Annotated in this window: 14 protein-coding genes; 6 read left to right on the forward strand and 8 right to left on the reverse strand. The window is 35.4% G+C overall.

What is annotated here, in order from left to right; genetic code table 11:
- The 4 genes from ICJ84_RS06065 to ICJ84_RS16890 all read left to right on the forward strand — a co-directional run.
- Positions 1-2,655, forward strand: a 2,655-nt coding sequence (locus tag ICJ84_RS06065; protein WP_188215487.1) for a gliding motility-associated C-terminal domain-containing protein, incomplete at its 5' end; no start/stop codon positions are given.
- A 12-nt stretch (positions 2,656-2,667) separates the two neighbouring features.
- Entirely contained in the window at positions 2,668-3,594 is a 927-nt protein-coding gene (locus ICJ84_RS06070) for a PorP/SprF family type IX secretion system membrane protein (protein ID WP_188215488.1), read from the forward strand.
- An 11-nt stretch (positions 3,595-3,605) separates the two neighbouring features.
- The gene (locus tag ICJ84_RS06075) at positions 3,606-5,522 is read left to right on the forward strand and encodes an OmpA family protein (RefSeq protein ID WP_188215489.1); all 1,917 of its coding nucleotides are present in this window, start codon (positions 3,606-3,608) and stop codon (positions 5,520-5,522) included.
- A 198-nt stretch (positions 5,523-5,720) separates the two neighbouring features.
- Positions 5,721-5,885 (forward strand): hypothetical protein, encoded by a 165-nt coding sequence (locus ICJ84_RS16890; protein ID WP_206688680.1) that lies wholly within the window; start codon positions 5,721-5,723, stop codon positions 5,883-5,885.
- 410 nt (positions 5,886-6,295) lie between these two features.
- Here the strand turns inward: ICJ84_RS16890 and ICJ84_RS06080 are convergent, their stop codons facing one another.
- Both ICJ84_RS06080 and pdxH read right to left on the reverse strand, forming a co-directional pair.
- A complete protein-coding gene (locus ICJ84_RS06080) occupies positions 6,296-6,790 on the reverse strand; it encodes a CAP domain-containing protein (RefSeq protein ID WP_188215490.1) in 495 nt (164 codons plus the stop codon).
- A 166-nt stretch (positions 6,791-6,956) separates the two neighbouring features.
- Entirely contained in the window at positions 6,957-7,604 is a 648-nt protein-coding gene (gene pdxH / locus ICJ84_RS06085; protein WP_188215491.1) for a pyridoxamine 5'-phosphate oxidase, read from the reverse strand.
- Between the two features lie 88 nt (positions 7,605-7,692).
- Here pdxH and ICJ84_RS06090 point away from each other — a divergent pair, with 88 nt between their 5' ends.
- Complete coding sequence (locus ICJ84_RS06090) at positions 7,693-8,103, forward strand: hypothetical protein (protein WP_188215492.1); 411 nt, start codon at positions 7,693-7,695, stop codon at positions 8,101-8,103.
- Here ICJ84_RS06090 and ICJ84_RS06095 read toward each other — a convergent pair.
- The 6 genes from ICJ84_RS06095 to rpsA form a co-directional block, all read right to left on the reverse strand.
- Positions 8,096-9,004 (reverse strand): ribonuclease Z, encoded by a 909-nt coding sequence (locus ICJ84_RS06095; RefSeq protein ID WP_188215493.1) that lies wholly within the window; start codon positions 9,002-9,004, stop codon positions 8,096-8,098. The genes ICJ84_RS06090 and ICJ84_RS06095 overlap by 8 nt on opposite strands.
- Positions 9,005-9,007: 3 nt before the next feature.
- Positions 9,008-9,475: a DUF3291 domain-containing protein gene (locus ICJ84_RS06100; RefSeq protein ID WP_188215494.1), complete on the reverse strand. Its 468-nt coding sequence runs from the start codon at positions 9,473-9,475 to the stop codon at positions 9,008-9,010.
- A 2-nt stretch (positions 9,476-9,477) separates the two neighbouring features.
- Positions 9,478-9,810 carry a ribonuclease Z gene (locus ICJ84_RS06105; protein WP_188215495.1) on the reverse strand — a complete coding sequence of 111 codons (333 nt, stop codon included), beginning with the start codon at positions 9,808-9,810 and terminating at the stop codon, positions 9,478-9,480.
- 2 nt (positions 9,811-9,812) lie between these two features.
- Positions 9,813-10,742: an aspartate carbamoyltransferase catalytic subunit gene (locus ICJ84_RS06110; protein ID WP_188215496.1), complete on the reverse strand. Its 930-nt coding sequence runs from the start codon at positions 10,740-10,742 to the stop codon at positions 9,813-9,815.
- A 60-nt stretch (positions 10,743-10,802) separates the two neighbouring features.
- The gene (gene pyrR, locus ICJ84_RS06115; protein ID WP_188215497.1) at positions 10,803-11,342 is read right to left on the reverse strand and encodes a bifunctional pyr operon transcriptional regulator/uracil phosphoribosyltransferase PyrR; all 540 of its coding nucleotides are present in this window, start codon (positions 11,340-11,342) and stop codon (positions 10,803-10,805) included.
- A 203-nt stretch (positions 11,343-11,545) separates the two neighbouring features.
- On the reverse strand, positions 11,546-13,378 hold the full coding sequence (gene rpsA, locus ICJ84_RS06120) for a 30S ribosomal protein S1 (RefSeq protein WP_188215498.1): 1,833 nt from the start codon (positions 13,376-13,378) through the stop codon (positions 11,546-11,548).
- Positions 13,379-13,670: 292 nt separating this feature from the next.
- Between rpsA and ICJ84_RS06125 the strand changes: the two genes are divergently transcribed.
- The gene (locus ICJ84_RS06125) at positions 13,671-14,051 is read left to right on the forward strand and encodes a LysM peptidoglycan-binding domain-containing protein (RefSeq protein WP_188215499.1); all 381 of its coding nucleotides are present in this window, start codon (positions 13,671-13,673) and stop codon (positions 14,049-14,051) included.
- Positions 14,052-14,066 lie beyond the last annotated feature (15 nt).

Genomic DNA, 14,066 nt, shown 5'->3' on the forward strand with positions numbered 1-14,066 from the left:
TACTCTGGTGGGGATAAAACAGCACCTAGCTTAACCGGTTCTATTCCTGCAGGTGCTACTAATCAAGACCTTTGTTTTAGTGCTATCCCTGTTGGACCGTCGGAAGCTGACATCGCTGCGCTATACACGGATAACTGTGGTGGTGATATCACTGTAGTGAAATCCGGCACTCCGTCTGGTGATGACTGTTCTTGGAATGTAACTTACACATATACCGTTGAAGATAAATGTGGAAATGCTATCGCTAACCCAGTAGAAATAACTTACTCTGGTGGGGATAAAACAGCACCTAGCTTAACCGGTTCTATTCCTGCAGGTGCTACTAATCAAGACCTTTGTTTTAGTGCTATCCCTGTTGGACCGTCGGAAGCTGACATCGCTGCGCTATACACGGATAACTGTGGTGGTGATATCACTGTAGTGAAATCCGGCACTCCGTCTGGTGATGACTGTTCTTGGAATGTAACTTACACATATACCGTTGAAGATAAATGTGGAAATGCTATCGCTAACCCAGTAGAAATAACTTACTCTGGTGGGGATAAAACACCTCCTGCTATAGACAACTCTAATATTGCTGATATAAATATTGAGTGTGCTGTTGATGATCCACAAAAATTAACCGATTGGTTAAATAATCATGCGGGAGCAACAGCAAGCGATAATTGCGGTGATGTGACATGGACAAATAATTATGGACAAGATACAAGTGTTAAATGTAAAGAAGGAAAAGGTGTTACAATAACATTTACTGCTACAGATGCTTGTGGTAACTCATCAGAAACAACTGCAATTTATCACATTCAAGATAATATTGCTCCAAACTTAACAACAACAGCATCAGATTATGTTGCAGAGTGTGATGGTTCTGGAAACACTCAAGAATTAAATAATTGGTTAGCTTCTAATGGGGGTGCTATGGCTACAGATGACTGTTCATCAATTAGCTGGTCTAACAACTTCACATCTTTAAGTGATGATTGTGGAAATACTGGCTCAGCTACAGTAATTTTCACAGTAACAGATGCCTGTGGAAATTTTACTGAGACAACTGCAACTTTCACTATTCAAGATACTACAGCGCCAACATTCGTAGAAGCGCTACCTGCTGATGCCACTGTAGAATGTGATGCTGTACCAACAGCTGAAACACTTACTGCTGATGATAACTGTGGTACTGCTAATGTGACTTTCAATGAAGTGAGAACTGATGGTGATTGTCCTTCTAGCTACACGTTAGCTCGTACCTGGACAGCTACGGATGAATGTGGATTAGAAATAGTACATACCCAAACTATTACAGTTCAAGATACTACAGCGCCAACATTCGTAGAAGCGCTACCTGCTGATGCCACTGTAGAATGTGATGCTGTACCAACAGCTGAAACACTTACTGCTGATGATAACTGTGGTACTGCTAATGTGACTTTCAATGAAGTGAGAACTGATGGTGATTGTCCTTCTAGCTACACGTTAGCTCGTACCTGGACAGCTACGGATGAATGTGGATTAGAAATAGTACATACCCAAACTATTACAGTTCAAGATACTACAGCGCCAACCTTTGTTGAATCATTACCAACAGATATAACTGTGGAATGTGACGCAGTTCCAACTATTGATGACGTTGTACTTACGGCTGATGATAATTGCGGTACGGCTACTGTTGCTGTTGAAGATGTTAGAACAGACGGTTCTTGTACTTCTAGCTACTCTATCGCTCGTACTTGGACTGCTACTGATGCTTGTGGAAACACGGTTTCACACACGCAAAACATCACCGTTCAGGATACAAAAGCACCAGTGAGTATTACAAATTACGAAGAAGTTGTTAGTGTAACGTCTTTAGATATTCCTGATGCACCAGAATTAGAGTTTACGGATTGTTCAGAATACACTGTTGAATTTACTGAAGAAAATACTTTCGTAGACAATCAGTTTGTAGATTATCAAATTACAAGAACCTGGACAGCAACTGATGCTTGTGGTAACGAATCGGTTTACACACAAACAGTCTTAATTGCAATTCAAACCGTAACAACAAGAACAACTGCCAGTCCAATATGTTATGATGAAGGTGCCGTAGACTTGAAAGATGTCATACGAGATTTATTGCCAAACGACGTTAACCTACAAGGAGTATGGGAATTTATTTCTGGATCTAACGTAGCTACCTTAATCGGTTCTATATTCGACCCAACTAAGTTAAAACTTGGAGAAGATTTTCAACCAGGAGAAGTATTAGAATTCTTAGTTAAGTATAAAACAACCAGAAATGGATCAGTATACGAAGCAGAGCTAGAGCTTTCTGTAAATTCAGACTGTGTTGTTTTGCCTTGTGGAGAAAATGATATTGAGATTTCTAAAGCGGTAACACCAAATGGAGACTCTTATAACGAATCGTTTGATATTAAAGGTATTGAATTATGTGGATTTGTTGCAGACGTTAAAATATTCAATCGTTGGGGAGCTTTAATTTACGAATCCAGCAACTATACCCTTGGTGAAAATATGGGAGATTGGAGAGGTAATTCTAATAAATCATCTTTCGGATCTGCCGGACAAGTACCAAACGGAACCTATTATTATATCATAACATTAAAAGACAGTGGATTGGCACCATTTACAGGACCAGTTTATTTAGGAACTAAATAAAATTCTTAACCTATGAAACTTTTTAAACATTACATAATCGCTATTGCATTATTAAGCTGTACGGTTGGACTTGCACAACAATTACCGCAGTTCACACAGTACATGTATAATACAATATCTGTTAACCCGGCTTATGCTGGTAGTAGAGAAGCCTTGAGCATTGTTGGATTGCACAGAAGCCAGTGGGTTGGTTTTAAAGGTGGTCCTATTACACAAACGTTGTCTATTCATAGTCCGTTAAGAAATGACCGAATTGGTCTAGGTCTGTCGTTTATGGAAGACGATTTAGGTCCTGAAAACTTCACTTATCTTTACGGTGACTTCTCCTATGCCATTCCAACCGGACAAACAGGAAAACTGGCTTTCGGTATTAAAGGAGGTTTTACCCAGTATAGCTTAGATTCTGAATTTTTAAACGATCCCAGTGTTGCTGAAGACACCTACTTTAAAGGCTTTTCTAACCGCTGGTCACCAAATATTGGTTTAGGAGTTTACTGGAGTACTAACAAATGGTACTTAGGATTATCAACGCCTAGAGTGTTAAACACCGATAGAAACACCGAAGAAGGTTATGAAGCATTAGAACGTTTGAGTTATTATTTTACTGGTGGATATGTTTTCAATCTTTCTGATAAGGTTAAATTCAAGCCTGCATACTTAATTAAAGCAACAAACGGTGCCCCATTATCATACGATCTTACAGCTAACTTCTTATTCAACGAGAAGTTCTGGCTTGGTGGTTCATATAGAATTAACGAACAAACCGCAGCTATTGGAGGTATTGTAGATTTTCAAATTTCAAGACAACTACGTATAGGTTATGCTTACGAGAAAGCCATTTCAGATATTGCGGACTATACGACAGGAACGCATGAAATCCTGCTTATTTACGAATTCAAATTCTTAAGTACTAAACTAAAATCACCTAGATACTTCTAATACCCTAAGATATGAAGATTAAAAATTACATTTTAGTATTCGCTGCATTGCTTTTAACCGTAACTGTGTTCGCACAGCAGGGAAAACAAAATAAGGCAGACACACTATTCAATAAATTTTCTTTTGTAAAAGCGGCAGAAGTTTATAAAGAACTCATTGCTAAAGATTACAATAAAGATTATGCGACCAGAAAGCTGGCAGATTGTTATGCACTTTTAAGAGATCCGAAAAACGCTTCTAAATATTACAAAAAAGCTGTTGAGCAAGATAATGTACCTATTGAGTATTATTACAGCTATGCACAATCGCTACGTGGTATTAAAAATTATAAAGAATCTGAAAAATGGTTACAACGCTATAAAGATTCTGGCGGGGTTGTAAATAACAACGACTTTTCTAAAGACGCGAACTTTATAACCAACGTATTTAACGCCAAACAACAATATTTCTTAGATAAGTTCGATTTCAATTCAGAGTACAGCGATTTTGGAGCTTACGAACACGATGGTAAAATCTATTTCTGTTCTACCAGAGATGCTGGAGTTGCGATTAAGCGTTTATATGGTTGGAACGAACAACCGTTCTTAGATGTGTATGTTACCGAAAAAGATTCTAAAGAAGAAGTTGATCATACCAAAAAGTTACAAGGAGACATTAATACCATTTTCCACGATGGCCCAGTGACCATTACCAAAGATGGAAAATACATGTACTTCTCCAGAAACAACTTTAAAGACAATGTAGAGAATAAAGACGATAAGGGGCTTACCAATATGAAGATTTATCGTGCAACATTCAGAGACAGTATCTGGACAGATGTTGAAGATTTATCAATTAATAGTGATAAATTTTCAACACAACATGCAGCTTTAAACAGCGATGATACCAAACTTTACTTTGCGTCGGACCGACCAGGTGGTTTTGGAGGATCAGACATTTATGTGGTTGATATTTCTGCCGATGGCGTGTTAGGTGAACCTAAAAATTTAGGAAACGTTGTTAATACTAATGGCGCTGAGGGATTCCCTTTTATAAACAATGAAGGGACCCTATTCTTCTCTTCCGATGGTCATGTTGGCTTAGGTTTGTTAGATGTTTTTGCTACTGTTAATAATGAAAACGATATTATCATTGATGTCATTAACTTAGGAACTCCTGTTAACTCTAACAAAGACGATTTCTCATTTACCATGAGTACTAGTGGAACTGCTGGATATTTCGCTTCAAACAGAGCCGGAGGAAAAGGTGATGACGATATTTATGCCTATAACAGAATACCACCTTTAAAAGTGGAAGGGGTTGTTTCAGATGCTATTAATGGTAATCCTATTGCTAATTCAACCATCAAATTATACGATGAAAAAGGTGGCCAAATTGCCTATATGGAAACCGATGATAAAGGCTACTACTCTATCAATATAGACAGAAATCAAGATTACAAAATTGTTGGAAGTCATGAAAAATACATAGAAGATTACAGAACATTTACTTCTAAAAATATTAAAACCGAACTTACGACAATCACAGCAAACTTATTATTAAATCCTGTTGAAGATGTTGTTACGCTTGCCGAGTTAAATACCATTTACTTCGACTTTGACAAGTTTAACATCAGACCAGATGCGGCTCAGGAATTAGATAAGATTGTAGATTTAATGGTAAACCAATATCCTGATATGGTAATTAGAATAGAATCGCATACCGATTCCAGAGGTTCACTATCTTACAATGATAAATTATCGATAGACAGAGCAAATTCTACTTATGAATATTTAATTTCTCATGGTGTTGCTCCAGAACGAATTACTGCTCACGAAGGATTTGGTGAACGAAGATTAACTAATGGATGTGACGGTAGTGAAGATTGTGAAGAACAGGCACACCAGTTAAACAGACGTACACAATTTATCGTTATAAAAATGGAATAACGACTAAAGATAAATCAAGCTAAATTCAATAGTACAAAACCCACTTAGGAGAAATCTTAAGTGGGTTTTTAATTTTTAGTCTATTGGTCTGAACTTTGTCATGACCAGATTTCTTGTAACAATAACAAACTACTTTACGTTTATAAAGATGAGTTAGTAAATAGTTTACTATCAAAACGAATTTTAATAATTAAGCTGATGCTAGATAAGGATAATGAACCATCTCTATTGCTTGAAAAAATGTTATTTTTTGAATTAACAAATAAACAGTTTTCAAAATTTCCTAATTCAGAATATTATGCAACATACAATATCTTAAAAGAAGAATTTAAAGATTTAATTGATTACCATATCTCTAAATAAATTCATAGAATTTGGGCTTGTATAAATACAACTTATCCCAATACCGACAAAAGGTCTAACGTAAGAAGTATAAGCAATTATAATAATGTAATCCAATCTGTTTCTCCAATAATTATAAAAGTAAGTAAAGACTTTAATATAACCTTAAAAAATGAAATAACTGAAGCGATTAAAAACGCTATGGGAAATATTTTAGGTCAGGATTATTTGGATAAATTTTTAAAAAAGATTCAAATAAACAACGATTATCAAACTAGTTTTAAATGATATTCTTAAAACAAAAAAGCCTCCCCTACCAAGGGAGGCTCATACCTAAAGCTAAATTCAATAACAATTAAGTTATCAAGATATAACCAATTATAAATAAAAGGTTATGTTGTAATTGCTATCAAAATGAGACTAGCAAATAATTATTTTTTTATGAAGATATTGGTGTAATACCATCTACCTTCAGCATTAACTTCGGCAGAAATGTCGAAGTTGGTAAAATCACCTTCTATGGTAGCGCGGTGCCCTTCGCTATTAAGCCATGCCTTAACTACCGATTCTGCAGAACTGTAACCATAAGCTACATTTTCAGAAACTTTAGATGCCCCAGCATTGGCTTTTAAGTATTCACTACGCTTGAAAAAATTAGCATGTGATACTTCATTATTATCTACCATATAGTCGGTGTGTGTGTAAGCAACAGATTTTACTATTGCCATATCTGATAACGGACTTAATCCTAATGATGATCGATGTTCGTTTAGAAGCTCTAAAATTTCAACTTCTATAGATTTGTCTTCTAAAATAATAAGACTAAACTCTTCTCCTACTGTTTGATCTTCCAGGCTATCTGTAGTGCAGGAGAACGCAAGTAGAGCCAGAAGTGCCAAGAATGGCAGCTTGTTGAATAACTTCATGGTTAAGTAAATTTAGATTTGGTATTGTAAATTTAGCAGCCTAACCCGAAGCGAGTGTTAAGAAAATGTTAAAATCGATTAACAGGATGTAATTAATCGTTAATTAATGTATTTCATCGATTATTTTAATACAGAGAAGGGAAAAACATGTATTTCAACAGCAAAACTACGGAGATAATCGATCAATCTTCCAGTTGTAATCCGGTTGTAAGGCATACCGAATTCTATCGTGTAGTCTGTTTGCTCTTCCCTGCCAGAATTCAATCTCCACAGGCTTAACGATATAACCTCCCCAATGCTTTGGTCGGACAATTTCCTTGCCTTCTAATTCCTGCTCTAAAGCGTGAAGTTTATTTTCTAAGGCTTCCCTGCTCTCTATAACGTCACTTTGATTCGATGCTATAGCTCCCAATTGACTACCTCGAGGTCTGGACTCAAAATAACCATCACTTAAATTCTCAGCAATCTTTTCGGCTTTACCTTTAATAATTACTTGGCGCTCGGCACCATGCCAAAAGAACGATAAGCAAACATTTGGGTTATACGCAATGGCTTTCCCTTTTTCGCTGTTGTAGTTCGTGTAAAATATAAAACCCTCGTAAGTGTATCGCTTAAGTAATACCACGCGGCTTTTTGGAAACCCATCAAGTCCTATGGTAGAAACGGTCATCGCATTGGTTTCATCTTGTACAAAAAACTGATCGACTTCATAAAACCATTTTTGGAATAATTCCATTGGGTTTTCAGGTGCATCTTGTAATAATAGCTCTCCTTTTTCGTAAGATTTTCTGTAGTTACTTAAGTCTTTTTCCATAGCAATTTAAAATTATTCAAAATTAAATATTTCTTTTATTCCTTAATGGAATATTTCTTCTAAATTAGTGCCTCCCTAAACGATTAATATGACATTTGAGAATTTAGCCTACTACGATAGTAAGCAATTCTTTAAATTAGAAAAACCATTTGGAGTCTTTTATTTTGGAGAGAAATTTGTTCTCTCTGAACTTAATGAAGGTGTACACTTTGATTGGCCAATGGTTGAAAATTTAATTAATGATATAATAGCATTTTACGGATCTGATGCTAAATTAGCTTACATATCCAACCGTATTTACTCTTATTCCAGAGACCCACATAATTGGAATAAATTATCTAAATATAATATAATTGTTGCGAGTGCTGTTGTCATTTATAACGATATGGCCTACATGAATGCTACATTAGAAAAGCGCTTTTCGAAAGAAAGTATAAAACGTTGTACTTCGTTAAGCGAAGCAATTGAATGGGTGTTCGATTTAAAAGAATTTAACTAAAATCGAACACTTTTCCATCCTGACATAATCTCACAGGTTTAAAGACCTCCTGAGCCTCTTCTTTAAAAGGTTTTAAGCTATCGTAACGCGTTGAATAATGTCCTAACAATAGTACGCCTGCATTCGCTTTTTTTGCTATTGTAGCAGCTTCTTTTGCCGTGGAGTGTTTTGTTGGTAGCGCCAAATGACTGTGCTTTTCTAAAAAGGTGGATTCGTGGTATAATACATCAACATCTTTAATAATAGGCACAATATCTTCCTTGTACATGGTATCGCTGCAAAATGCATAGCTTTTGGCCTTTTTACCTGGTCGCGTTACTTTCTCATTAGCAATTAATACGCCATCTTCATTCAGCACATCAAAGCCTTGTTGTAATTTTCGATAATAGGCAACATCAATATTCGCTTCTTCCACCAAATTCATATCGAGTTTTCGGTTGCCTTCTTTTTCCTTGAATAAATACCCGTTTGTATAAACACGATGGTTTAAAGGAATGGTATGCACTTCTACAACATCATCTTCAAAAATCAATTGAGATTCGGTAGATGTCAATTCATGAAAAATAAGCTTATAATTCGTCCAGGAATCTGACAGTTTCATTTGAAGGGTAATGACTTCCTTAATTCCTTTTGGTCCGTAGATATGTAAATCGGTTTCGCGAGTTAGCAATCGAAACGTAGAAATAAGTCCGACAAGTCCAAAAAAATGATCGCCATGTAAATGCGAAATAAAGATGTGCTTAATGCGGTTAAACTTTATTTTATGCTTTCGTAATTCAACTTGAGTTCCTTCACCACAGTCTATTAAAAACATGTGGTTATTGATTTCTAAAACTTGCGATGTGGTATTGGTTAAAGCTCTTGGTGTAGCACTGTAACATCCTAAAATGGTGAGCTTCATGTATTATGGGGTTTTATAATTAATAGAATCTATTACTGTAAATTTACTTTTAAAGGTAAACGCATAAGGCGTTTCTCCATGTGAATTTAAGTAATCTAAGCGAATTTTCGCGTCTTCTAAAGTAGGTTTATAGCCAACAGGTACATACCAAAAGGCCATGTGCTTCATTTGCACCTTGTTAAACCACTCTTTTTTTCTTTTGAAAACCTCGATGTGATTGGAGTTATAAATATAATTGAAAAGCGCTTCTAAATTTTCCCAAACGGAAATATTAACCAAGAGATTTTCTTCTTTAAAAATAGACAAGGCTTCATCCTTATCTTCATCTTTAAAACGCCAGACAAAGCCATGACTGTTATCTGCCACAGCATTAATCCGGTCGACATTATTTATGAAATCCTGCATAACAAGATCACCAAGCGGCGCTAAACCTTTGGCGATATTAACCTGCGCAAGATGGTAAGAATTCATTTTTAAAACCCTAAATCGCGTTCCATCTCCTCCATTTCAATAATATCGTAAGCCTCTTGGGTAGTTGGCACCACTACGATTTCATCTGGAGTTTTGTCTACATCAATTTTATCGGTAACAATAACAAATGATTGTTTAGAACCGCGATGGGTATTTGAAATTTCTAAAAATTCAACTATATCCTGAACACTAAGTGGTTTTAAAGAAGTTAAAACAACTATAATATTATTGTTTTTAAACTTAGGATATAAGGCCTGTATTTTTTTCACTAACTCCGGAAGCGTTGCTTTTTCCTGAGTTATAATCGATATGTTTCCGTCTTGATCTATAATCATGGTTACTGTTTTATTTTAGATGCTAATAAATATATCACAGCCATTCTTACTGCTACTCCATTTTGAACCTGATCTAAAATGATAGCTTGCTTAGAATCGGCTACATCACTCGTAATCTCTACACCACGGTTAATTGGGCCCGGGTGCATGATTATAATTTCCTTATCTAATGAATTTAATAACTCTTTATTTACTCCAAACTGTTGGGTGTACTCACGTGTTGAAGGAAAATAACTAATATCCATACGTTCGTTTTGTACACGCAGCATATTGGCCACATCACACCAGTTTAACGCCTTACGCAAATCGGTTTCCACCTTTACCCCTAACTCATGAATATAACGTGGAATTAAGGTTTTTGGTCCGCAAACCATAACTTCTGCTCCTTGTAATTGCAATGCAAAAATATTAGAAAGCGCTACCCTACTGTGCAAAATATCTCCAACAATAACCACTTTTTTACCAGCAACATCCCCTAAACGTTCGCGAATCGAATATGAATCTAGCAAAGCCTGTGTTGGATGTTCATGTGCTCCATCTCCAGCATTGACAATGCTTGCATTGACATGTTTCGATAAAAACACACCCGCTCCAGGATTGGGGTGACGCATCACCACCATATCTACTTTCATAGATAAAATGTTATTTACCGTATCGATAAGGGTTTCTCCCTTTTTAACCGAAGACTGTGCTGATGAAAAATTTAAAACGTCGGCAGATAAACGCTTTTCAGCCAACTCAAAAGACAACTTCGTTCGTGTTGAATTTTCGAAAAATAAATTGGCTATAGTAATATCTCGTAGTGAAGGCACTTTTTTAATTGGCCTGTTAATCACTTCTTTAAAATGATCGGCGGTTTCAAAAATAAGTTGAATATCTTTCTCATTAAGATATTTAATTCCTAATAAGTGATTTACACTTAATTCGCTCATTTTCTGTGTTTAAAGTTAAGTGTTTAAACCTACTGTAACAGTAAGCTAAACGTGTAAAAATTATCGTTCTATAAGGTACACTGAATCTTCGCTGTCCTTTTCCTTCCAGTTTACGCGTACTTTCTCGTTATTAATGACATCAACCTGTCTTCCTCTGTAGTTTGGCTGAATAGGTAAATGCCTGCTAAAACGTCTGTCAATTAACGTTAAAAGTTCAATTTCATTTGGACGTCCAAACGATTGTATGGCGGTTAAAGCTGCTCTGATACTTCTACCGGTATATAATACATCGTCAATAAATACGATGTTTTTATCTTCTACTAGAAAATTGATTTTGGTTTTATTGGCTTCAAGGGGCTTTTCTCCTCGGCGAAAATCATCTCTAAAAAACGTAATGTCTAAATATCCTAACTGAATATTTTCAACCTTATAATCTTCTCGTAAAATTTTAGCGATTCTATCGGCTAAATACACGCCACGTGGCTGTAAACCAATAAGTACTGTGTTTGAGAAGTCATTATGTTTTTCAATAAGTTGACAAGCCAATCGGTGAAGAATGATGTTTACCTCTTTTTCGTTAAGTAAAACTTTCTGACTCATATACTATCCAAACGTATTTGGAGAGCAAAGTTAACTAAAAAAAACGTGTGAACCATATAGAAATGAAACTGTATTAAAATAAAATCTTTCAAAAGGCATTAATCAGTTTTTACTCATTGAGATATGAACACATAAAAAAAGACCTTCAATTTCTTGAAGGTCTTTTTAGATTTATAATGGATTCCTTTTTAAAGGAAGGTAAATTATTTTTTACCGTCCATTTTGTCTTTAAGAGCTTGTAAAGCATCGTTAGCATCACCTAAAGTTGGTTTTGCTTCTGCTGCCTGTGCTTCAGCTTTTCTAGCTGCAGCTTTTACGTTAGCGATTTCTTCTGCTTTAAAGATAGCAGTGTGAGATGCAACTACACGTTTAAACTCTTTGTTAAATTCAATGATTTTGAATTCAGCAGTTTCACCCTTTTTAAGTTTGTTTCCGTCTTCTTTTTCTAAGTGACGAGATGGGATGAATGCAACGATATCTTCGTTAAATTCTACTGTAGCTCCTTTATCAACGATTTCAGCGATAGTTCCTTCGTGAACAGTTTCTAAAGCAAATTCAGTTTCGTATTTATCCCAAGGGTTTTCAGTTGTTTGTTTGTGACCTAAAGATAATTTACGTCCTTCAACATCTAACTCTAATACTACAACTTCTAACTCATCTCCAGCTGAACAAAATTCGCTAGGGTGCTTAATTTTCTTAGTCCAAGATAAATCAGAGATGTAAATTAATCCATCGATACCTTCTTCTAATTCTACGAATACACCAAAGTTAGTGAAGTTACGTACGATTCCTTTGTGCTTAGAACCTACAGGGTATTTAGACGTAATATCAGTCCAAGGATCTGAAGTTAACTGCTTAATACCTAAAGACATTTTACGCTCTTCTCTATCTAGAGTTAAGATAACTGCTTCAACTTCGTCTCCTACAGATACGAAATCTTGAGCTGAACGTAAGTGTGTAGACCAAGACATTTCAGATACGTGGATTAATCCTTCAACACCATCAGCTACTTCAATAAATGCACCGTAATCTGCAATTACAACAACTTTACCTTTTACTTTATCTCCTACAGCAACTGTATCAGCTAAAGCTTCCCATGGGTGTTTGCTTAATTGTTTTAATCCTAATTGGATTCTTGATTTATCTTCATCAAAATCAAGGATTACAACGTTAAGTTTTTGGTCTAATTCAACGATCTCATTTGGATGGTTGATACGAGACCAAGAAAGATCTGTAATGTGGATTAAACCATCTACACCGCCTAAGTCGATGAATACACCGTAAGAAGTAATGTTTTTAACAACACCTTCTAATACTTGACCTTTTTCTAACTGACCTATGATTTCTTTCTTCTGAACTTCGATATCAGCTTCGATAAGCGCTTTGTGAGATACTACTACGTTCTTAAATTCGTGGTTGATTTTAACAACTTTGAATTCCATAGTTTTGTTTACGTATTGATCGTAATCTCTAATTGGCTTAACATCTATTTGAGAACCTGGTAAGAACGCTTCGATACCGAATACGTCTACAATCATACCACCTTTAGTTCTACACTTAACAAAACCGTTAACGATTTCTCCAGTTTCGTTTGCTTTAATTACACGATCCCATGCTTTAATTACACGAGCTTTTCTGTGAGATAATACTAATTGACCCGTTGCGTCTTCACGAACGTCGATTAATACTTCTACTTTATCTCCAACAGCTAAGTTAGGGTTGTAACGGAACTCGTTTAAAGAAATTACACCTTCAGATTTAGCGTTGATATCGATAATAGCATCTCTATCAGTAATGTGTACTACAGTACCTTCAACAACTTCATCATCTAAAGTGTCAACGAAATTCTCTGCTACTAATTTTTCAAATTCTTGTAATTGTTGAGCGTCTACTTCGTCAATACCTTCTTGGTAGTTGTGCCAGTTAAACTCTTTTAAGAATTTTTCAGGGTTTGCTTTAGCTTCAGATACTACTGGAGCCTCTACAGTTTTAGCTTCTGTTGCTTCAACTTCAGCTTGTTTTGCGTTTTCAGCCATGTGCTGATAAAAAATTTGTATTTTGTATGCTTAGGAAATATTATGCGGCAACCACACAAAAGTGTTATTAAATATTTGATTTACAATCCTTTTACCTTTCCTGAACCGCTAAAAGGAGTGCAAAAATACATATTATTATGCTAATTACCTAAAAATGAGGAAATAAATTTATTCGTGACTTCCATCCTGCTTTCGTGTCTAAATAAATAGGACGTAAAATCTTAACTTTTTAATAAAAGATAATAGCCTATAATTCGTTATCTTGAAAGAAAAATATTAAACACTTATAATTATGACTGTAAAAACAAAATATCAACCGGTTTTAGATTTAGGAGAAGCTCTTAATGTAAAAGATGGTAAAGTTGAAGAAACAGAAAACAAATTAAAAGTTTGGGGAACAACTAAAACGCAGTATGAAAAAAACCTGCTTTGGGATAAAATTAAAGAAATTGGAGGCAATAATCCTGATGATATTATGGCCGATATTAAAGTTGAAGATACCAGTGTCTATCACAGACACATTGTTAAAAGTGGTGAAACTTTAGGGAAAATTGCAAAACACTACTACAAAGACCCTTCAAAATATCAGGCTATTTTTAATGCAAATACGGATAAACTTAAAAATCCCGATTTAATTTATCCTGATCAAGAATTAACAATACCTAATTTATAAAAAAAGAAAGAGCGG

This window comes from Aestuariibaculum suncheonense, assembly GCF_014596935.1.
In the GTDB taxonomy this organism is placed as follows: Bacteria; Bacteroidota; Bacteroidia; order Flavobacteriales; family Flavobacteriaceae; genus Aestuariibaculum; species Aestuariibaculum suncheonense.

Coding starts and splice junctions, on each gene's coding strand:
- ICJ84_RS06070 (WP_188215488.1), top strand. CDS start 2,668: ATGAAACTTTTTAAACATTACATAATCGCTATTGCATTATTAAGCTGT.
- ICJ84_RS06075 (WP_188215489.1), top strand. CDS start 3,606: ATGAAGATTAAAAATTACATTTTAGTATTCGCTGCATTGCTTTTAACC.
- ICJ84_RS16890 (WP_206688680.1), top strand. CDS start 5,721: ATGCTAGATAAGGATAATGAACCATCTCTATTGCTTGAAAAAATGTTA.
- ICJ84_RS06080 (WP_188215490.1), bottom strand. CDS start 6,790: ATGAAGTTATTCAACAAGCTGCCATTCTTGGCACTTCTGGCTCTACTT.
- pdxH (WP_188215491.1), bottom strand. CDS start 7,604: ATGGAAAAAGACTTAAGTAACTACAGAAAATCTTACGAAAAAGGAGAG.
- ICJ84_RS06090 (WP_188215492.1), top strand. CDS start 7,693: ATGACATTTGAGAATTTAGCCTACTACGATAGTAAGCAATTCTTTAAA.
- ICJ84_RS06095 (WP_188215493.1), bottom strand. CDS start 9,004: ATGAAGCTCACCATTTTAGGATGTTACAGTGCTACACCAAGAGCTTTA.
- ICJ84_RS06100 (WP_188215494.1), bottom strand. CDS start 9,475: ATGAATTCTTACCATCTTGCGCAGGTTAATATCGCCAAAGGTTTAGCG.
- ICJ84_RS06105 (WP_188215495.1), bottom strand. CDS start 9,810: ATGATTATAGATCAAGACGGAAACATATCGATTATAACTCAGGAAAAA.
- ICJ84_RS06110 (WP_188215496.1), bottom strand. CDS start 10,742: ATGAGCGAATTAAGTGTAAATCACTTATTAGGAATTAAATATCTTAAT.
- pyrR (WP_188215497.1), bottom strand. CDS start 11,342: ATGAGTCAGAAAGTTTTACTTAACGAAAAAGAGGTAAACATCATTCTT.
- rpsA (WP_188215498.1), bottom strand. CDS start 13,378: ATGGCTGAAAACGCAAAACAAGCTGAAGTTGAAGCAACAGAAGCTAAA.
- ICJ84_RS06125 (WP_188215499.1), top strand. CDS start 13,671: ATGACTGTAAAAACAAAATATCAACCGGTTTTAGATTTAGGAGAAGCT.